Below are 19,836 nucleotides of genomic sequence, written 5' to 3' on the forward strand. Positions count from 1 at the left end.
CCCTTGTGGAGGCGTCGCGCGAAGCGGACCTGCTGATTGTCGGTTCCCGTGGCTTGGGCGGCTTTACGKGGATGCTGCTGGGCTCCGTGTCCTCCCAGCTGGCTCACCACGCCCGGTGTCCGCTCCTGATCGTCCGGACAGGAGATGAAGGCTAGTTTCCTGTCCCGGACGCAGCCTATGTCTACGCTGCTAGATCGACGCGGCCTGGTTCGCCAGGGTGGCCACAAGCGAGGACATCTTGAAGCCGACCAGCACCACCGCGAGGACCGTTACGCCGATCGTGGCCCACACCGGGGCGAGCCCGCGCCGCGGCGCCACCTCGTGGACAATCACGGAACGGCCAATGACGTAGACCTCCCTGCTGAGGAACACCCACGCCCAGTGAAACGGCCTCACAACGCCGTCCTTGCGCAGCTTGTCCCAGTCCAGGTAGGCCAGGAGGGCGGAGACGCCGTACACCAGGAAGCCGCTGGCCACCAGCAGGAAGTACGGCGTTGTAAAGATGGACGCCGGATCAACGGTCTGCACCTGCCGTGCACCGACGGTCCGCAGCCGGATCACCGGGTTCCAGAACATGAGCAGAATGAGCGGCACGAGCGGCAGGGCCACGATCGTCCAGACGTACGCGTTGTAGACCGGTGTCCGGTCACTGATGCGTCTCCGGGGTTCCACCGGTCGCGGGGTCGGCCCCTGGAACTGCGGTGTGTTGAATTGCCCGKTCCAGGCCGTACCGTTCCACCATTGAAGCCGGCCCGATCCGGCAGGGTCCGGATACCAGCCAGGACCAGGGGTTGATGTGCTGGGCGGGACGGTCATGGCTGTTCATCCTTTTCCGGTGCGCGGGCGTTCTCTGTTACTGAGACAGAGCGTACATCGGGGCGGCGGTGGTAGCGAGAGGCTCGACGTGCCAACGGATCGGGAGGAGGATTAAAGGGCAATCACCATGAAGGAGGCCAGTGATGTGCTATTCGAACTACAAGGATTTCGGGCGTGATACCAGGAAGGATGCCGCACGGGAATCCGGGGAACGCCGGGAGTCCCGGCCGGAGGCAAAGGACTTCAAGTTCTGGGCCTTCCMCCGCCGCACCAAGGAATTCACCGTCGAGGCGCCGGAACACGTCGTAGACCGGTCCCGCGAGAAGGTCTAAGTCAACACGATGTAATTTAAGCGGCCGCCGAACCGCCACAGTTCGCTGTGACGGTTCGGCGGCCTTTTCAGGGCCGGCCCGGCCGGCGGAGGCCAATCGCTGCCGAGGAGCCCAGGAGGAGCCCKCCTAGTGCCAACAGAGCCCCGCCGGTGAGGCCGCTCTGCCCGTCGGGTCCGGGAATACCCTGGCCGGCCGGGGTGCCCGGTGGCGTGGCTGGTGAGGGCACGGCCCCGGGGCCGGCGCCCGATGCCGGAGCCCCGGAGGTGTCAGCCGTGACCGGGGCCGGAACGGCCCCGGTGGCCGATTGACCGGCGGCGCCCTGACCGGCGGATGGAACCGGACCGGGCGTCGGGGACGCCGGGACCTGTGCGGGCCGGGCCGTCTGCCGTTGTGACGGCGTCCCGGGTGGCGTTGGGGATGGCGCGGCGGCCGACGTCGATGGTGCCGGGGTTCTCGGCGGTGTCGAACCGGATCCCGGGGGAGCGGACGGCGGGCCCGGCGTCGKCGCGGCGGGGCAGATCTTCACCGGGATGAGGCCGGCAGGCGTGCAGGGAGCCGCCACTGCGGGCCGCGCCAGGAGGAGCGGCGACGCCGCGAGCACGAGAACCACGGCGGCTATGCGACAGGCCTTCCGGATGGAGTTCATCCTCCCCATCGTAGGGTTCCACCTCCTGCCGGCACGGAACCTCGGCCCGGTGAGTGTCGCGGTAGAACGGCGCTTCCTCTTGGCGTCGTGATCTATCCGTAGGCGATTACCCGTGGCAGGATCGGTCAATGGGGGATTTCATGGGGCTGTGCCGGGCAATTTGCTGGACCACCGCGGCGGCATTACTGATGCCGGCCACAGGCTGCGCACAAGAGCCGGGACAGGCAGCACCCGCTGTGAGCMCGCCGGCGGATTCCAGGGTCCCGGCAACGGCACCGAGCAGCTCCGCACCTGCCGGCCAGGCGTCTGCGAGCCAGGGACCAACGGGGCAAGCCCCACCCAGCMAAGCCCAACCCAGCCAATCCCCGCCTGGCCAGGCCGCCGGCGGGGCCCTGCAAATCAACACAATGCCCCTGGGCGGCAGCCGGATCGCCGTCGTAGCTAGACTGCCGATCAACGCCTACTGGGCCAGGCCCGGCCAGGAAATCAACTTCGACGCCTCATCTTCCGAGGGCGTCATCGGCAAGTATGAGTGGGACCTGGACGGAGACGGTACCTACGACACGACCACCCGGTCGCCGGTCCTCAAGCACGTCTACGCCCGGCCGTTCGAAGGCGTGATGATCCTGCGGGTCTCTAACCCGCTCGGCAGCGCCAACATCCTGAAGACCCCGGTCCACGTCGGTACTGGCCCGGGACCAGGCGGCGTCCGCCCGGTCCCGCCGACCAACGTCAAGGCCGAGGTCGTMTCCGCCGACGGCACCCAGGTGAAGGTCACGTGGGAATCGAATGACCCGACGGCTGACTCCTGGGGTGTGGCAGTGAACGGGTTCCCTGCCGGCCGCGTTTACAAGTCGGCCCGGTCCGTAACGGTCACCGACATCCAGCGTGACAAGGACGTCCTCCTGCAGGTCTTCGGCATCCCCGCCGACGGCGCCATTGGCGACCGCGCGGGAACGACCCTGCCGGCYGCGAAGTGAGGGAAGCCTCAGACGTTGGCTGATATCCCCCATGGGCCGATCTGGTCCAGAGTGTATCCGTCGGGGTATGCCACGACGTTCATCCGGCCCGGCACAAAGTCGTCCGGGGTGCCGGGCACCCTTTTGTGGACCCGGCGGTACAGTTCGATCATGGCCTGGCTGCGTTCGTGCTCGAACCCGTTGGCGATGATCTCGTGGAGGACGATGCCGGTGTCGTAGGAGCGCTTCATCGGCCGGGATTTCATCTCGCCGGTCGCCGCCAGGGTCCTCGCCGTGGAGGGGTGGCAAAGTTGCGGTAATAAGCGACGAAGAAGCCCGAATGGATTTCAGCCTTGAAATCGAAGAGGACCATGTTCCGGTAGATCCCGTACATGTCCGTACCGCTCGGGCGTGTTCGGCGGGTCGGGTGCATCAGGAGGTGTATGGGGGCTTTCTGTAGCTGCCGCAGGTTATGCCGGGGCAGGGGCGACATGGAGCTTTGCTTCGACGGAGAGCAGGTAGCTGCGCTCCTCCGCGGTCAGGAAGGTCGCCGAAGTGCCCGCAGCGAGTTCAGCGTCCCGGATTTCGACAACCATCCGGTGCAGCCTGTCCTGTAGCGGCGCCTGGGGGTCGGCCCCAAGGGTCCCGTCAAGAGAAGTGTTCTGCAGCGCTTTGGCCCAGATGGACTCGACGCGTGCGAGGGTTTCGGTGTTCCAGCGGTGCAGGTTTTTGCGGGCAGCCCTGCCGGCAACTGCCGGGATCGTGAGTCCGGCGCCGGCTAGGACGGTCGCGACCAGCTCCAGCTCATGGTAGGGGAAATCGGGCCTGACCAATATGGCCAGGAATGTCAGGTGCCGGGCCAGCAGGGAGAGACACATCTCGGCCATCACCAGGAAACCCATGATGCAGCCGGCGCCCAGCATGGAGAAACCGACACGGAACGAACGGCTCATACGCGGGACGTAGCGGAAGCAGATCACGGCAATTTCCGCGCTCATCGAACAGATGAAGAGGGTGAGCATCAGTGAGAACAGGAGGGCCGGGAAGCGGTCCTCGTAGATGCCCCAGGCGGGGGTCGTGACGGTGGGTCCCGTAAGGAAGAAGAACGCGGTTTGCAGGGTCAGCGTGAGCGTCAGAGGCACGGTACGTGTCCACCAGGACCGGCGACCGCCGGCTTCCGGGGCGATGGCGGCGAATGCGGCGAGGYGCAGATACCAGAGAGAGATAATCATCAGGGAGTTCAGGACCAGTTTGATCAGGTTCATCCCGCCCAGGGCTGTGTCCAGGGGGACATAGACAATCGGGGACATGAGCAAAGAGCCCATGGCTCCGTAGACGGCGCAGGAGAACACCAGGTCGGTCCGCTTGCGAAGCAGGGCGGGAATGCGGGCCCCGGCCAAGAGGAACAGTGCCGCGGCCATGAGGAACTGCATCATCCGAAGACCGCCCCGAAGTTGCCCGGCTCCGCGTCCGGCTGCAGGTAGGAGCGGCGGATGCGGGAGGCCAGCCGGTCGGCAAGGAGTTCGGCAGTTACCTCGAGTTCGTTGAAGAAGTCGGTGCGCTTCAGGGCCGAGACGACGCGCTCCGGGTCGAGGTCCGGGAAGAAGGTCTTGGCGTAGTCGTGCGAGAGGTCCTCCTGCTMGTGGCGGAGGATCATATGGGCGAACTCGTGCAGCACGATCTGCTGGCKGTGCACCTCCGATGCCGCCTTGGCGTGGAGGATAAGATCMAGGTCGTCGAGTCCGAACCACAAGCCGCAGACCTTGTCGGTGGGGGTGTTGTCGATCGGCTTGATGACAATCGGACGTCCCMGCTCGGCTTCCAGGTGGGCCTGGATGGAGCGCATGGAKACGGGCTCGGTCAGTTGCAGGCGGCCTTCGGCAGTTCGCGCCCGCTCTCGGGCGACGCTGTAGTCCATGTCGAACGAGTCCTCGAAGTAGTCGAATGCGGCCTGGAGCACCCCTGCTCCAGAGGAGGAGCGTATCAGCCCTGCTCAGGGCCCTGCGAAACTTCGGGAGTGGCGTCAGTCCCGGCCGGCTGCAAGTCAATGAGGTCCCTGATCTGGAGCAGCGTCTCGGCCGACAGKCCTCCGAGCTKTCTTGCAGCGAAGTTGCGGACCCTGCTGGGACGGGTTGGGGCGCCTGGGGCTTCCGCCGCAGGAGGGCCAGTCAGAATGAATAGCCCGCAAATGTCCCTTCGGGGAATTACGGCAAGAAGAAACCCCGCCTCACGTGGCTGGAAGCCAGTGAAGACGGGGTTTCTCGTTGGTGCACCCCCCGGGACTCGAACCCGGAACCCATTGATTAAGAGTCAATTGCTCTGCCAGTTGAGCTAGAGGTGCATCTGTTGTTCTTGTTCGCCGGGGCTTTTTCTTTCCCCGTTGTTCTCCGCAACGACATGAAACTCTACACGAGTTTGGCTGCGGTGTGAAATCGAGGCGCGGGGGAGGGCCCGCGTTAGCCGCGAAGGTTCAAAATCAGCGCAAAATCAGGGTTTTCGCCGTTGCTGAGGAGCCACAGGCGGCCGTCGGGGGCGAGTGAAACGTTCCGGATCCGGCCGTACTTTCCTGTGAAATAGCTCACAGGATCCCCGGCGAATTCGCCCTTGAGGGGAACGGCCCACAGCCTTTGCCCGCGCAGGGCGCCCAGGTAGGCGGTGTTGCCGACAATTTCGAGCCCGCTGGGCGAGGAATCCGCCGTCGACGGCCACACGACTTTGGCGTCCAGGAAGCCGGTGCGGTGCGGGGCGCCGGTGACGTCCGGCCAGCCGTAGTTGCCGCCGGGCACGATCAGGTTGAGCTCGTCGTTGACGTCGGGGCCGAATTCGCTGGCCCACAGCCTGCCCGCGCCGTCCCAGGCAAGTCCTTGCACGTTCCGGTGGCCCAGGCTGTAGACCGGGTTCTCGCCGAAAGGGTTTCCAGGCGCCGGCCGGCCATCGGCCGTGAGCCGGAGGATCTTCCCGCCGAGGGCCTTGCTGTCCTGTGGCTGCTCCCGGCGCTGCGAATCGCCGGTTCCCACGTACAGAAAGCCGTCGGGACCGAAGCGGATCCGTCCGCCATTGTGCGTGCCAGCCTTCGGTATCCCCGTGAAAACAGTCTCCAGGGCGCCCAGTTCCCACCGCCCGCCGCGGTCCTCGAGCCGCATCCGGACGATTCTGTTGTCTTCGGCCGCGGTGAAATATGCGTAAAGGTAGTGGTCCGTCGCGAAGTCAGGGGACAGGGCGAGGCCCAGGAGGCCGCCTTCGCCGCCGGGTACGACGCCGGGCACCTTGCCGAGGGTGCCCAGTTGTCCGTCGTTGATGGTTCGTAGCAGGGCGGAGTCGCGTTCGGAGACGACGGCGGTGCCGTCCGGCAGGTAGACCGTGGACCACGGCAACTGCAGGCCGTCAATCCGCTCCGCCACCGTGGGCTCACCCGCCGTCCCCGGCGCGCCCGTGGCGGGCGCGCCCGTGGCAGGGCCKCCCCCTTGCGGGGGCGTGGGCGAGGAGGCACCGCCGCCGCCGGTGCAGGCGCCTAAGACAACCAAGGCAACGGCGAGGGCGGTGGCCTTGAATACGGAATGGCGGAGCAGCAAGGCGAAAGTTGTAGGAACCAGGCCGACTGCTACTGGCGCGTCCGGCGGGGCGGCCGGAAGCCGGCGGCTTCGGCGTGCGCTGCGGAGACGAACCACACTTCTGCCCGGGCTTCTTCGTACGCCGGGCTGGAGTCTTCGTAGTACGTCATCGACSATGCGTTGCCCTTGACGGTGAAGCCTTCCGGTCCGCTGCCGTCGGCCGCCGGGGCCGCCGATCCCTCGCCGTAGGGCTGGTCAGTAGCGAGGTGGCCCGTGGGCTCGGTCGTGTGGCTTGCGGAAGCCTCCGTTGCGGCGGACGAGGCCGCCATCTGGGTGGTTTCCGCATCGGCAAGGKGCACTGCAGCTGGCGCTGCTCCTGTCACAGCGCCGGGCGCCTCGGGCATCGCTGCGGCGGCAGCGCCAGTGGCATTCGCAGCACCGGGGGCAGCGTTGCCGGCAGTGACGTTGACACCTTCGTTGTCGGCCGCCTCCGCGGCTGCCRTCTCGGCTCCGGGCAGTGTCGGCGAGTGGGGCTCGGTGTATTCGGGATGGTGCACCGGAGGCCCGGCAGCAGCCGCCGGTTCGGCCGCTGTCGGAGTTTCGGCGGCAACTMCTGGAACGTGCGCAGCGTGGGCCGGTTCATGGTGGGTCGTGGCCGCATGCGCATCGGCCGGTGCGGTCTCGGACCACTGGGTCTCCCACTCGGCGTTGTCCGCAGCGCCCGGGGCTTCCGGCGCGGCTGCCGCGGCCGTGGCTGCGCCCGCGGCCGGTTCGATCGTCGGGGGCGCTGCCGGTTYGGGAGCGGGAGTCATCTTCTCTGCACTGGCCTGCGGCGCAGGGGTCTCCGGTGCAGCCGTCTCCGCCGGCGGCGCCATCGCACCGCCCGCCGGTCCGGCACCCGCCGTCGTCGCCCCGGCTGCCGTCGAACCGGTCGGCGAGCCGGAAGAGCTGCCGGTGCTGGTGGTTCCGGCGGAACCTGCGCCCGGGCGGCTCTTATTGCGGTTGAGCACGGCCCAGACCACAGCGACCACCACGATGATGACGACGAGCCAGACAATCCAGTCCATAGCAGAGCCTTTCAGTCCATATTCAGTCCATGAGATTCAGTCGATGAGTTTCAGTACATGAGGCACGGTTGCCGATGCTTGACGGTACGTCCGGGCCAAGCCGGCTGTCCACCCTTCCCGGGGCCGACGCGGCCGCCTCCCGGGACGGGTGGGACGGCCCMGTGAGCTGGCCGGAAACCGAAAACGACCCGGGCCCGCCGTGTAGCCTCGCCTCATGGATTTCAAGCGACTGCGGATTCTGCGCGAACTCGCCGACCGCGGCACKGTAGGCGCCACCGCCGAGGCCATGAAAGTGACGCCGTCGGCTGTGTCTCAACAGCTCAAAACCCTGCAGGAAGAACTGGGCGTGGTTCTGGTGGAGAAGTCCSGCAGGGGAGTGCGGCTCACCGAGGCCGGCCTGGCCATGGCCGGCGCCGCTGCCGAGGTGTCCACCGCCATGGCGCGGGCCGAGGCAACCATCGACACCTACCGGCGGGGCTGGCAGACGCGGGTTGTGGCAGCCTTTTTTCCCAGCGCCGCGGAGATGTTCCTCCCGGGCCTCCTGCACCGGGTCAAGGCCATCGAGGGCCTCCGCTTCGAAGCGCACTTCGAGGATCCCGGCGTTGCCGGGTTCGCCGGGCTGACCGCGGACTACGACATCGTCCTGGCCCACAGCGTMGACGGTCCCGAAGTCTTCGGCGGCCAGGGCCTGGCCGTGGTGCCGCTGCTGGAGGAACCCCTGGACGTGGCCCTGCCCGCAGGGCACGCGCTGGCTGGCAAGGCCTCGCTGTGCGCCGAGGACGTCGTCGGCTTCCCCTGGATGGGCGTTCCCGAGGGCTTTCCCTTCGATACCGTGCTGCGCCAGATTGAGCTGCGGGCCGGCTCGCAGGCTGTCCGCGCCCAGCAGTTCCCCGATCTGCGCGTGCTCGAAGCCCTTGTCAGCGCTGGCCACGGGGTGAGCCTGTTGCCGCGGTACACGGCTGTGAGCAACCAGGACCGCGGATTCGTCCTGCGCCCGCTCGAAGGCGTAAAGGCCAACCGMAKCATTGTGGCCCTCGCCCGTCCCGATGTCGCGGCCCGGACCACCATTCAGCAGGTCCTGGCGATGCTGAAGGCCGAGGCCCAGGCTGTCGCCGAAGCTCCGCAACTGCGTGACGCGGCTCACCGAATCCGCGGCCAAGCGGCCGCGGATTTCATCATGTGAGATGAGAGTCCACTATTTGATTGARATATTCCCGGTTTTCCGCTTAACGCTCCCTCATGGGGTCGTTGGGGTCTATGGCAGACCCCTAGACTTTGAGCCATGAGTCAGGACACCCAAACAGCAACAGACACCAAGCCGGACATCAAGCCCCGCAGCCGGGTCGTTACCGATGGAATCCACGCTGCGCCCGCGCGCGGCATGTTCCGTGCGGTCGGCATGGGCGATGACGATTTCGCCAAGCCCCAGATCGGTGTGGCGAGTTCGTGGAACGAGATCACTCCCTGCAACCTTTCGTTGAACCGGCTCGCCCAGGGCGCCAAGGAAGGCGTCCACGCCGGCGGGGGGTTCCCGATGCAGTTCGGCACCATTTCCGTCTCCKACGGCATCTCCATGGGGCATGAGGGCATGCACTTCTCCCTCGTCTCCCKCGAAGTCATTGCCGACTCCGTCGAGACCGTCATGCAGGCCGAACGGATCGACGGCTCCGTCCTGCTGGCCGGGTGCGACAAGTCCCTGCCCGGCATGCTGATGGCCGCGGCCCGCCTGGACCTCGCAGCCGTGTTCCTCTACGCCGGCTCGATCATGCCCGGCTGGGTCAAGCTCGAGGACGGCTCCGAAAAGGAAGTCACCCTGATCGACGCGTTCGAGGCCGTCGGTGCCTGCGCCGCCGGGAAGATGAGCCGCGAGGACCTGGACCGCATCGAAAAGGCCATCTGCCCGGGCGAAGGCGCCTGCGGCGGCATGTACACCGCCAACACGATGGCGTGCATCGGCGAGGCCCTGGGCATGTCCCTGCCCGGCTCGGCCGCGCCGCCCTCCGCGGACCGCCGCCGCGACGCCTTCGCGCACAAGTCCGGCGAAGCCGTGGTCAACCTCCTGCGCCTGGGTATCACCGCCCGGGACATCATGACCAAGAAGGCCTTCGAGAACGCGATCGCCGTCACCATGGCCTTCGGCGGGTCCACCAACGCCGTGCTGCACCTGCTCGCCATCGCCCGCGAAGCCGAGGTCGAGCTGACCCTGGACGACTTCAACCGGATCGGCGACAAGATCCCGCACCTGGGCGACCTCAAGCCGTTCGGCCGTTACGTGATGACCGACGTCGACAAGATCGGCGGCGTGCCGGTCATCATGAGGGCCCTGCTCGACGCCGGCCTGCTGCACGGTGACTGCCTCACCGTGACCGGCAAGACCGTCGCGGAAAACCTCGCCGCGATCAACCCGCCGGACCCGGACGGCAAAGTGCTCCGCGCCATGGACAACCCGATCCACAAGACCGGCGGCATCACCATCCTGCACGGCTCGATGGCCCCCGAGGGCGCCGTCGTCAAGAGCGCCGGCTTCGACGCGGACGTCTTCGAAGGCACCGCCCGCGTGTTCGAGCGCGAGCAGGGCGCCCTGGACGCGCTGGACAAGGGCGAGATCCACAAGGGCGACGTCGTCGTCATCCGCTACGAAGGACCCAAGGGCGGCCCCGGCATGCGCGAGATGCTCGCCATCACCGGCGCCATCAAGGGCGCGGGCCTGGGCAAGGATGTCCTGCTGCTCACCGACGGTCGCTTCTCCGGCGGCACCACGGGCCTGTGCATCGGCCACGTCGCACCGGAAGCCGTCKACGGCGGCCCAATCGCGTTCGTCAAGGACGGCGACCGGATCCGGGTCGACATCGCGGCCCGCACGTTCGACCTCCTGGTCGACGAGTCCGAGCTCGAGTCCCGCAAGGTCGGCTGGGAACCCCTGCCGGCCAAGTTCACCAAGGGCGTCCTCGCGAAGTACGCCAAGCTCGTCCACAGCGCCTCCACCGGCGCGTACTGCGGGTAATGCCTACCCTGGGTGGACGGCGCTGAGCGCCGTCCACCCAGGGGCCCTCGGMATTCCCCTTATTAAGCCATGCCGCCCAAGGTGGCCGGCTCGCCCGTCGGCGCCCCGGGCCAGGGAAGGTCGAGCGACCAACCAGTGGACAGCGTTGTCCATATAGTGAGACAGGTGCCCGGCTCGTTGACACTTGTCTCACTCAGAGGGAAAACTGAACGCATGATCGAGATCGTTACCGCCGGTGCATCCGTCGTCGTACTTACCAAGCGCGTGGCTGACTAGCCCKACTGGTAACGAACCGTCACGCGCAACCCCTCGAAGAGCCACTCGGCTGAGGGGTTTTTTTATTTCCCGCAGCACCAGCACTACGTAAGACCCAAGAAGTTCCACGATCACCGAAGATCCACAAAGGAAGAGTCCGATGAGCAAAGGATCKCCGATCAGCCCCTCGCTGATGGCCACAAAGTCCGCTGGAGCCCACAAGGCTCCGGATCGCGTCGAACGTCCGGCTGACGCCGGCGTCGACACTGCTGCCGTCTCTCCTGTCCTCGGACCGAACAACGTCGTACCCCCGACTGTTATGACCGGTTCGCAARCAATTGTCCGCTCGCTCGAAGAACTCGGCGTCCAGGACATTTTCGGTTTGCCCGGTGGCGCGATCCTGCCCACCTATGACCCCTTGATGGCCTCCAAAATGAACCACGTTCTGGTCCGTCACGAACAGGGAGCCGGCCACGCCGCGCAAGGCTACGCCATGGTCACCGGACGGGTTGGCGTCTGCATCGCCACCTCGGGCCCGGGYGCCACCAACCTCGTCACCGCCATCATGGATGCCCACATGGACTCCGTGCCGATGGTGGCGATCACCGGCCAGGTGTCCAGCGGGGTGATCGGCACCGACGCATTCCAGGAAGCGGACATCGTCGGGATCACCATGCCGATCACGAAGCACTCCTTTCTGGTCACCGACCCCAACGACATCCCGCACGTCATGGCCGAGGCCTTCCACCTGGCCTCCACCGGACGCCCGGGACCCGTTCTCGTCGACGTTGCCAAGGACGCCCAGCAGGGCCAGATGACGTTCTCCTGGCCGCCCAAGATCGATCTGCCGGGCTACCGGCCGGTGCTGCGCGGCCACAGCAAGCAGGTCCGCGAGGCCGCCCGGCTCATCACCGCCGCCAGCAAGCCCGTGCTCTATGTCGGCGGCGGTGTGGTCAAGGCCCACGCCTCGGCCGAACTGCGCGAACTGGCCGAGCTGACCGGCGCACCCGTGGTGACCACCCTGATGGCCCGCGGTGTGTTCCCGGACTCGCACCCGCAGCACGTTGGCATGCCGGGCATGCACGGCACCGTTTCCGCCGTGACCGCCCTGCAGCAGTCCGACCTCCTGATCACCCTCGGCGCACGGTTCGATGACCGCGTGACCGGCGTCCTGAAGTCCTTCGCCCCGAACGCCAAGGTCATCCACGCAGACATCGATCCGGCGGAGATCTCCAAGAACCGCACGGCCGACGTCCCGATCGTTGGCTCGGTCAAGGAGATCATTCCGGAACTGAGCGAGGCCCTGCGCACGCAGTTCGAAGCATTCGGCACCCCGGATCTGACCAACTGGTGGGCATTCCTGAACAACCTTAAGGAAACCTACCCGCTCGGCTGGACCGAACCCGAGGACGGCCTCAGCGCCCCGCAACGCGTGATCGAACGCATCGGTGCCCTGACCGKACCCGAGGGCGTATACGTCGCCGGCGTCGGTCAGCACCAKATGTGGGCCTCGCAGTTCATTAAGTACGAACGCCCGCACGCCTGGCTGAACTCCGGCGGCGCCGGCACCATGGGCTACGCCGTGCCGGCGGCCATGGGCGCCAAGGTGGGTGAACCGGACCGCGTGGTCTGGGCGATCGACGGCKACGGCTGCTTCCAGATGACCAACCAGGAACTGGCCACCTGCGCGATCAACAAGATCCCGATCAAGGTTGCCATCATCAACAACTCCTCCCTGGGCATGGTCCGGCAGTGGCAGACCCTCTTCTACGAGGGGCGCTACTCCAACACCGACCTCAACACCGGCCATGACACGATCCGCATTCCGGACTTCGTCAAGCTGGCGGACGCCTACGGCTGTGCTGCCTTCCGCTGCGAACGCGACGAGGACATCGACGCCACCATCCAGAAGGCCCTGGAGATCAATGACCGCCCCGTGGTCATCKACTTCGTCGTGAGCCCCAACTCGATGGTGTGGCCGATGGTCCCCTCGGGGGTCAGCAACGACCAGATCCAGGTTGCCCGCAACATGACCCCGGAATGGGAAGAGGAGGACTGAACATGACCCGCCACACATTGTCCGTTCTGGTCGAAGACAAGCCCGGTGTGCTGACCCGCGTCGCCAGCCTCTTCGCCCGCCGGGCCTTCAACATCAATTCCCTGGCCGTCGGCCCCACCGAGGTCCCGGGCATGTCCCGGATGACCGTCGTGGTCGACGCCGACGGCGAGCTGATCGAACAGGTCACCAAGCAGCTGAACAAGCTGGTCAACGTGATCAAGATCGTCGAGCTCACCTCAGAATCTTCCGTACAGCGCGACCACATCCTRGTCAAGGTACGTGCGGATGCCGCAACACGCCTGCAGGTCACCCAGGCTGCAGACCTGTTCCGCGCTTCAGTGGTCGACGTCTCCACAGAGTCGGTGGTCATTGAGGCAACGGGCCACCCCGAGAAGCTCACGGCACTCCTGTCAGTGCTTGAGCCCTTCGGCATCCGCGAAATCGTGCAGTCCGGCACCTTGGCCGTTGGGCGGGGATCCCGCTCCATGAGTGACAGGGCCTTGCGCAGCGCGTAAGCAAGTAACGGCGCAGGCAGCTGCCTGGCCGAGCGTTGCGTCCCAAACCGCAGCACCACAGACAACATCGAAAAACCACTCAAGAGGAGTTACGCAAGTGACTGAAATGTTCTACGACGACGACGCAGACCTGTCGATCATCCAGGGTCGCAAGGTTGCCATTGTCGGCTACGGCTCCCAGGGCCACGCCCACGCGCTGAACCTGCGCGATTCCGGCGTCGAGGTTGCCATCGCGCTCAAGGAAGGCTCGAAGTCCATCGCCAAGGCCGAGGACGCAGGCTTCACTGTCAAGAACGTCGCCGACGCCGCCGAATGGGCCGACGTCATCATGATCCTGGCGCCGGACCAGTACCAGCGCTCGATCTACAACGACTCCATCAAGGACAAGCTGACCCCGGGCAAGGCCCTGGCCTTCGCCCACGGCTTCAACATCCGCTTCGGCTACATCAAGGCACCGGAGGGCGTTGACGTCATCCTGATCGCCCCGAAGGCTCCCGGCCACACCGTGCGCCGCGAGTTCGAGGMCGGCCGCGGCATCCCGGACATCATCGCCGTTGAGCAGGACGCCACCGGTTCGGCCTGGGAGCTGGCCAAGTCCTACGCCAAGGCCATTGGCGGCACCCGCGCCGGCGTCATCAAGACCACCTTCACCGAAGAGACCGAAACGGACCTCTTCGGCGAGCAGGCCGTCCTCTGCGGCGGCGTGTCCCAGCTGGTCCAGTACGGCTTCGAGACCCTGACCGAGGCCGGCTACCAGCCGCAGATTGCCTACTTCGAGGTACTTCACGAGCTCAAGCTCATCGTTGACCTCATGTGGGAAGGCGGCATCGCCAAGCAGCGTTGGTCCGTCTCGGACACCGCAGAGTACGGCGACTACGTCTCCGGCCCGCGCGTCATCACCCCCGAGGTGAAGGAGAACATGAAGGCAGTCCTGAAGGACATCCAGGACGGCGCCTTCGCCAAGCGCTTCATCGACGACCAGGACGCCGGCGCTCCCGAGTTCAAGGCGCTGCGTGCCAAGGCTGAGCAGCACCCGATCGAGGCCGTAGGCCGCGAACTGCGGTCCCTGTTCGCCTGGCAGCAGCAGGACGCGGACTACGTCGAAGGTTCAGCAGCCCGCTAAACCGCGGCCCGCTAAATATTGCCCGGCAGGGGAGCCGGACACCTTTTCCTGGGGGTCCGGCTTCCCTGCTGTCCAGCACCATCCGTCTCACCAGCACCACCTGATTCACCAAAATCCCCACCAGATACACAAGAGAGCTAAAGAGGTCACCGGTGACAAGCACCAAACCTGTCGTACTCCTCGCTGAGGAACTTTCGCCCGCCACAGTCGAGGCCCTCGGCCCGGACTTTGAAATCCGCCAGACTGACGGCTCCGACCGTTCCCAGCTGCTCTCCGCGATCGCCGACGTCGACGCGATCCTGGTCCGCTCCGCCACCCAGGTGGACGCCGAGGCCATCGCCGCCGCCAAGAACCTCAAGGTGATCGCCCGCGCCGGCGTGGGCCTGGACAACGTGGACATCAAGGCCGCCACGCAGGCCGGCGTCATGGTGGTCAACGCGCCGACCTCCAACATCGTCTCCGCCGCCGAACTGACGGTCGGGCACATCCTGAGCCTCGCCCGCCACATTCCGCAGGCCAGCTCCGCGCTCAAGGACGGGGAGTGGAAACGGTCCAAGTACACCGGCATCGAACTCTTCGAAAAGAAGATCGGCATCATCGGCCTCGGCCGGATCGGCGCCCTGGTGGCCGCGCGCCTGAAGGGCTTCGACACCAAGATCCTCGCGTACGACCCCTACATCACCTCCGCCCGGGCCGCMCAGCTCGGCGTCCAGCTGGTGACCCTCGATGAGCTCCTCGCGCAGTCGGACTTCATCACCATCCACATGCCCAAGACCCCGGAGACCGTCGGCATGCTCGGCGCCGACGCCTTCAAGAAAATGAAGAGCACGGCGTACGTCGTCAACGTCGCCCGTGGCGGCCTGGTGGACGAGGAAGCCCTCTACACCGCGCTCCAGGCCGGCGACATCGCCGGTGCCGGCGTCGACGTCTTCAACAAGGAGCCCAGCACCGACCTGCCCTTCTTCAAGCTCGACAACGTCGTGGTGACCCCGCACCTGGGGGCCTCCACCGACGAGGCCCAGGAGAAGGCCGGCGTCTCCGTCGCCAAGTCCGTCCGCCTCGCGCTGGCCGGCGAACTGGTCCCGGACGCCGTCAACGTCGCCGGCGGCGTCATCGCCCCGGACGTCCGCCCCGGCATCCCGCTGATGGAAAAGCTCGGCCGCATCTTCACCGCGCTGACCCACGCCTCCCTCACACAGTTCGACGTCGAGGTGGCCGGCGAGATCTCCTCCCTCGACGTCAAGGTCCTGGAACTCGCGGCCCTCAAGGGGATTTTCGCCGACGTCGTGACMGAGCAGGTCTCCTACGTCAACGCCCCGGTGATCGCCGAACAGCGCGGCATCAACGTCCGGCTCATCACGACGCCGGACACCGAGTCCTACCGCAACGTGCTGACCCTGCGCGGTGCCCTCAGCGACGGCAGCCAGATCTCCGTCGCGGGAACCCTCACCGGCCCGAAGCAGATCCAGAAGCTCGTGGGCGTCAACGGCTACGAGGTGGAGATCCCGATCAGTGAGCACCTCGTGGTGGTGGCCTACTCGGACCGCCCCGGCGTGATCGGCACCATCGGCCACATCCTGGGCATGAACAACATCAACATCGCCGGCATGCAGGTGGCACGCCAGACAGAGGGCGGCCAGGTGCTCGCCCTGCTGACCATCGACAGCTCCGTTCCCCAGCAGGTCCTTGACGCGATCAAGGCCGGGATCGGCGCTGACATGGTTCGCGAGGTTGACCTCGAGGACTGAAATCCTCCCCGCAGGGCGCCGGCGGCGGCTTGAGAGCCGCCGGCGTCCGTGAGCGGGCGGCCGGTCTGCRTACAATKGCTAGGACCGAATTTCGGGTCTTGGCCGGCAGACCGGCCTTTACTTTTGCACGCCCGGCACGGGACGCCTTCAATTCCGCAGGAAATGAACTGCGGCGTGCGCACGCAATCCAGCTYTCAGGAGCCCAATGAACGCCGTCCAGAGGTTCATCAGAAGCAGAGTGCTTCTGCTGACCGCGTCCATTTTGATCGTGGCCATGTGCCTGTCAGTCCTCGTCCAGGGTCAGTCCCAGGCGGCGCTGAGCAGGACCGTKGACCAAAACTCCCGGGGGCTCTACGACGTCCTGGTCCAGGCCAAGGCCGGTGGCAACGGCGGCCTGATGCAGCCGGACATCGCCACCGGGCAGGGCGGCATCAGCTTCGACCAGCTGGACGCGATCCGGAAGCTCTCCGGCACGTCGGTGGCCGCGCCCATCAGCCTGGTCTMGCGCGTCACCCAGAACCTCGAGGCGCCCCGGCTGGACGCCACGGACTACCTCGGCTTCAACGCGGGCCTCGCCGGCACCGCCGGGGACCCGACCGCCACGGACCCGAGCAAATGGCCGGCCGCGCAATCCGTCCTGAGCGACACCCCGAAKAAATACCGCCTTACCGCCAGCGCCGTCAGCTCCGACGGCCACTCAGACCAGACCCTCTTCAAGACCACGGCCGAAGGAACCCTCGGCAAGGCCAAGCTCGTCGAAGAGCAGGTGGCCGGTGGCAAGAACGTCCGAATCCAGGGCCCGGCCGGCGAAACCGGCATCAAGTTCCCCACCCCCGCCGGCGGCTCCGAGCACAACCTCTTCAACCTCTCTGTCTCCCTGCCCATGGCGCCGCAGGTGACCGAGTCCGTGGTCGCCGTCGACCCCGTCTCCGAACGCGCCCTGCTCGGCACGGCCGGTGACTTCCTGGCTCCGCTGGAGAAGGCCCCGCCCGCGGATGCCCGCAACGCCGGCGCGATCGGCCGCCACTTCGAGAGCCTCTTCACCAACGGCATCAGCATGGACGAGCTTAAGGAAGGCCCCGACTTCCTCGGCGTCAAGCTCAAGTACTGGGCCCCGCTGATGACCCAGTACCAGCAGGCCAAGCGCGACGGCCAGCTCACCGCCGATTCGCAGGCCATTCCGCTGATCGTGCGCACCGGCACCGCCCTGGACCTGAAGTACTCGGTCAAGATCGAGGAGATCGACGACTCCGGCAACGTCACCAAGGACGTCGGCACCGTGACCCGCTCGCTGGACAAGGACTACCTCCCGTTCGTCTCCAAGTCCCCGTTCGCCCTCGCCTGGCCCGGGTCCAAGGACCTCACCCAGCTCATGGGCGATACCGCAGCATTCAGCCAGGGCCTCTACGACCCGGCCACCTGGACCACCAACTTCGCCGCTGCCCCCAAGTACAAAGACGGTGAAACCGCCGCCAACGGCGCCGTGGACAAGAGCGCCATGCCCGGCGACTGGGTCACCGTGAACCGGCTCCCGGACAAGGCCGCCAACGGCGAGGCCGTCGACCAGACCCAGCGCGATCCCGTCGACGAGCGCTCCTACCGGGAGAACCTCGAGACCGGCAAGAAGCTCGCCACCCCGCTGGCCATGGTCTACGGCACGTTCGACCCCTCGGCGGTCAAGGAAGCTGCCGGCGACGTCAACCGGCTGCCCCTGGGCGGCTACGACCCCGCGCCGTTCACCCTGACCAAGGACGCGGCCGGCAACCAGACCAGCACCGAACTCAAGCCGTCCCTGAGCGCCACGGGCCTGGTCAGCCAGTCCGCCGGCGCCATCACCGACTACTACGGCCTCGCCGCCGCCCGCGGGTACGACGCCAACGCCAACGTGATCGACGCCGTCCGCGTCCGGGCTAAGGTCCCGGGCAGCTGGAAGCAGGCGCAGCCCGAGGTGGAGAAGCTCGCCAACKAGATCCGCGACATGGGCCTGGAGGCCACCGTCGTGGCCGGTTCCGCCCGCGAAGACGCCAGCATCGCCGTTCCCGGCTACTCCAAGGACGACGCCGGCAAGGAATCGCCTCTGGGCACCGTGCAGCAGTCGTGGGTCCGCCAAAACGCCGCGGACGCCGTCTCCGGCTCCCTGACCACCACGAACCTGACCCTGCTGTTCCTGACCCTGTGCGGTGCCGCCCTGCTCACCGGCGCCTCCACCGTCAGCTACGTGCGCAAACGGCRCAGCGAGGCCGGCACCTTGCGTGCCATGGGCTGGACGCAACGCAGGATCCGTTCCTGGGTGCTGGCCGAATTCGGCGTCGGAGCGGGCCTGCTGGCCGTCGTCGGGATCGCCCTGAGCCTGATCACCTGGAGCGCGGCCACCGCGATCGTCTCGGCCTCGGTCCTGGCGTTGTACGTGGGCGCCGCCTTCTTCGCCGCGCAGCAGCTGCGCCACCGCGAGGAAGTGGACCAGGAGCCGCAGCACGATGAGCKGCTCATAGCGATTGATTCMCCGCTGACCTTCGCCAACCGGCAGCTGAGCACCAACAAGTTCAACACCATCGCGCTGGCTGTTGCCGTCGGTGTTTTCGCCGCCGCCGTAGGCGGACTGGTCGCCCTCCTGATCGACATTCCCCGGGCCGCCGGCGCCAGCGCGCTGGGCGGGCTGGCCGCTGCCAGCATCGCGCTCCCAAGCATCATCCTGGCCTTGTCCGGCGTGGCCGTCGGCCTGGTCCTGACCATGGTCACCGGGCGGTTCGAGCTGCAGGCCAAGCGCCAGTACCTCGGCACGCTGCGGGCCATGGGCTGGAACCCGGACATGCTGGGCCAGGTCCGCTTCTTCGAAAATGCCATGGTGGGAACCGTCGCGTTGCCGCTGGGTATTGTGGGCGCCCTCGGCATCGGCCTCCTCCTCGCCCCCTATGCCGCACTGTGGGCCGCTCTCGCCGGCCTTGTGGCTGTACTTTGCTGGATTCCGATTGCAACGAAAGTGGTCCAATGACTAACGAGCTGAACCTTGACCGGGAGGCACACGACCGGATGACCGCCAGCACCCGTCGCGGTGCGCACAAGACCCGCGCCAACACGATCGTGAAGGCCACGGACCACGCCACCCCGCTGGAACTGAGCAACATCACCATCCACTACGGCGGCGGCAAGGGCGGTGCCGAGCCCGTCAACGTCGTGGACGACTTCAACATGACGCTGCACGCCGGCGAGATGCACTGCGTCGCCGGCCGCTCCGGCTCCGGCAAGACCAGCATCCTGACCGTCGGCGCGGGCCTGACCCTGCCGACGTCGGGCCGGGTGTTCTGGGAAGGCGACTCGCTCGAGACCATGGGCGACGACGAGATCGCCGACCGCCGCCGGGCCCTGATCGGCTACGTCGACCAGGGCGGCGCCCTGATCGACGGGATGAGCGCACTCGAGAACGTCCTGCTGCCGGCCGTGCCGGACGGCGAGGTGGAGAAGCGCCGTGACATGGCCAAGGACCTCCTGGACCTCGTGGGCCTGGGCCGGCGCATGCGCCACCGCCCGGCGCAGCTCTCCGGCGGTGAGCGCCAGCGCGTGGCGATCGCCCGCGCCCTCATCCTTGGCACCCGCGTCCTGGTGGTCGATGAGCCGACGGCCAGCCTCGACCGTGCCGCGGCCAACCGCATCATCAGCATCCTCAAGGACACGACGTCGGACGGCATTGCCGTGCTGGTGGCTTCACATGACCACGAACTGGTCCGCCAGAGCGATACCCTGACCGAACTGATCTAGATTTA

The 19,836-nt window shown here is 66.7% G+C and carries 17 protein-coding genes and 1 tRNA gene; 11 read left to right on the forward strand and 7 right to left on the reverse strand.

Annotated elements, in window-relative coordinates; translation table 11 throughout:
- The first annotated feature begins 5 nt into the window (after positions 1–5).
- The gene (locus AC1DBQ_RS07045; protein ID WP_476927854.1) at positions 6–155 is read left to right on the forward strand and encodes a universal stress protein; all 150 of its coding nucleotides are present in this window, start codon (positions 6–8) and stop codon (positions 153–155) included.
- 34 nt (positions 156–189) lie between these two features.
- On the opposite strand, the gene AC1DBQ_RS07050 is transcribed toward AC1DBQ_RS07045, so the two are convergent.
- The gene (locus tag AC1DBQ_RS07050) at positions 190–816 is read right to left on the reverse strand and encodes a DUF2510 domain-containing protein (RefSeq protein ID WP_476927829.1); all 627 of its coding nucleotides are present in this window, start codon (positions 814–816) and stop codon (positions 190–192) included.
- A 143-nt stretch (positions 817–959) separates the two neighbouring features.
- On the opposite strand from AC1DBQ_RS07050, the gene AC1DBQ_RS07055 reads away from it, so the two are divergent.
- The gene (locus AC1DBQ_RS07055; protein WP_476927830.1) at positions 960–1,148 is read left to right on the forward strand and encodes a hypothetical protein; all 189 of its coding nucleotides are present in this window, start codon (positions 960–962) and stop codon (positions 1,146–1,148) included.
- Between the two features lie 1,053 nt (positions 1,149–2,201).
- Positions 2,202–2,774, forward strand: coding sequence for a PKD domain-containing protein (locus AC1DBQ_RS07060; RefSeq protein ID WP_476927831.1), 573 nt, complete (start codon positions 2,202–2,204; stop codon positions 2,772–2,774).
- Between the two features lie 8 nt (positions 2,775–2,782).
- On the opposite strand, the gene AC1DBQ_RS07065 is transcribed toward AC1DBQ_RS07060, so the two are convergent.
- The 6 genes from AC1DBQ_RS07065 to AC1DBQ_RS07090 form a co-directional block, all read right to left on the reverse strand.
- Entirely contained in the window at positions 2,783–3,004 is a 222-nt protein-coding gene (locus AC1DBQ_RS07065) for a hypothetical protein (RefSeq protein WP_476927832.1), read from the reverse strand.
- A 219-nt stretch (positions 3,005–3,223) separates the two neighbouring features.
- Positions 3,224–4,189, reverse strand: a complete 966-nt coding sequence (locus AC1DBQ_RS07070) for a hypothetical protein (RefSeq protein ID WP_476927833.1) — start codon at positions 4,187–4,189, stop codon at positions 3,224–3,226.
- Positions 4,186–4,713, reverse strand: coding sequence for a hypothetical protein (locus AC1DBQ_RS07075; protein WP_476927834.1), 528 nt, complete (start codon positions 4,711–4,713; stop codon positions 4,186–4,188). The genes AC1DBQ_RS07070 and AC1DBQ_RS07075 overlap by 4 nt, the downstream gene beginning before the upstream one ends.
- A 305-nt stretch (positions 4,714–5,018) precedes the next feature.
- Positions 5,019–5,094: transfer RNA gene (locus tag AC1DBQ_RS07080), tRNA-Lys, on the reverse strand.
- Positions 5,095–5,209: 115 nt separating this feature from the next.
- Positions 5,210–6,325, reverse strand: a complete 1,116-nt coding sequence (locus AC1DBQ_RS07085) for a PQQ-dependent sugar dehydrogenase (RefSeq protein ID WP_476927835.1) — start codon at positions 6,323–6,325, stop codon at positions 5,210–5,212.
- Positions 6,326–6,354: 29 nt separating this feature from the next.
- Positions 6,355–7,371: a sunset domain-containing protein gene (locus AC1DBQ_RS07090; protein WP_476927836.1), complete on the reverse strand. Its 1,017-nt coding sequence runs from the start codon at positions 7,369–7,371 to the stop codon at positions 6,355–6,357.
- A gap of 214 nt (positions 7,372–7,585) precedes the next feature.
- Between AC1DBQ_RS07090 and AC1DBQ_RS07095 the strand changes: the two genes are divergently transcribed.
- From AC1DBQ_RS07095 to AC1DBQ_RS07130, 8 genes are all read left to right on the forward strand, one after another.
- Positions 7,586–8,554: a LysR family transcriptional regulator gene (locus AC1DBQ_RS07095; protein ID WP_476927837.1), complete on the forward strand. Its 969-nt coding sequence runs from the start codon at positions 7,586–7,588 to the stop codon at positions 8,552–8,554.
- 99 nt (positions 8,555–8,653) lie between these two features.
- Positions 8,654–10,375: a dihydroxy-acid dehydratase gene (gene ilvD / locus AC1DBQ_RS07100; RefSeq protein WP_476927838.1), complete on the forward strand. Its 1,722-nt coding sequence runs from the start codon at positions 8,654–8,656 to the stop codon at positions 10,373–10,375.
- A 415-nt stretch (positions 10,376–10,790) separates the two neighbouring features.
- Positions 10,791–12,689, forward strand: coding sequence for an acetolactate synthase large subunit (locus AC1DBQ_RS07105; RefSeq protein ID WP_476927839.1), 1,899 nt, complete (start codon positions 10,791–10,793; stop codon positions 12,687–12,689).
- A 2-nt stretch (positions 12,690–12,691) separates the two neighbouring features.
- Positions 12,692–13,204, forward strand: a complete 513-nt coding sequence (gene ilvN / locus AC1DBQ_RS07110) for an acetolactate synthase small subunit (RefSeq protein ID WP_018773531.1) — start codon at positions 12,692–12,694, stop codon at positions 13,202–13,204.
- A 97-nt stretch (positions 13,205–13,301) separates the two neighbouring features.
- Positions 13,302–14,327, forward strand: a complete 1,026-nt coding sequence (ilvC, locus tag AC1DBQ_RS07115; protein ID WP_476927840.1) for a ketol-acid reductoisomerase — start codon at positions 13,302–13,304, stop codon at positions 14,325–14,327.
- A 152-nt stretch (positions 14,328–14,479) separates the two neighbouring features.
- Positions 14,480–16,075: a phosphoglycerate dehydrogenase gene (serA, locus tag AC1DBQ_RS07120; protein ID WP_091253333.1), complete on the forward strand. Its 1,596-nt coding sequence runs from the start codon at positions 14,480–14,482 to the stop codon at positions 16,073–16,075.
- Positions 16,076–16,280: 205 nt separating this feature from the next.
- Entirely contained in the window at positions 16,281–19,067 is a 2,787-nt protein-coding gene (locus AC1DBQ_RS07125; RefSeq protein WP_476927841.1) for an ABC transporter permease, read from the forward strand.
- A complete protein-coding gene (locus AC1DBQ_RS07130) occupies positions 19,064–19,831 on the forward strand; it encodes an ABC transporter ATP-binding protein (RefSeq protein ID WP_371129565.1) in 768 nt (255 codons plus the stop codon). Before AC1DBQ_RS07125 ends, AC1DBQ_RS07130 begins: the two co-directional genes overlap by 4 nt.
- Positions 19,832–19,836: the final 5 nt, after the last annotated feature.

The sequence above is a fragment of the Arthrobacter sp. 10T413_2 genome, assembly GCF_056394205.1.